Below are 248 nucleotides of genomic sequence, written 5' to 3'. Positions count from 1 at the left end.
TCAACACACCATTAAAGGTACTCAAAATCGCACCAAACATCACCGCAACGAAGAAACCCACCAGCGGCTTAGGCAAAACTTCATTCACTAAACGGGTGTACATGGTATCTGGGTTACCCGCATCAGCACCAAACATGTGGAAAGCGATGATGCCTGGAATGATCAAGAACAGGGGAGAGATAACCTTAATCGCACCAGCAAGGATGACCCCTTTCTGTCCTTCTTTCAGGTTCTTAGCACCTAATGCG

General features: G+C 47.2%; 1 protein-coding gene. It reads right to left on the bottom strand.

Annotated elements, in window-relative coordinates:
- A partial coding sequence (locus tag AB4486_RS25355) for a sodium:solute symporter family transporter (protein ID WP_408063673.1) occupies positions 1-248 on the bottom strand: 248 nt, incomplete at both ends.

Origin of the sequence: Vibrio sp. 10N.222.55.C6 (assembly GCF_041473395.1) — a bacterium.
Taxonomy (GTDB): Bacteria; Pseudomonadota; Gammaproteobacteria; order Enterobacterales; family Vibrionaceae; genus Vibrio; species Vibrio crassostreae_C.
Note: the sequence above shows the minus strand (reverse complement) of the source record. Positions and strands in the feature narration are given on the sequence as shown.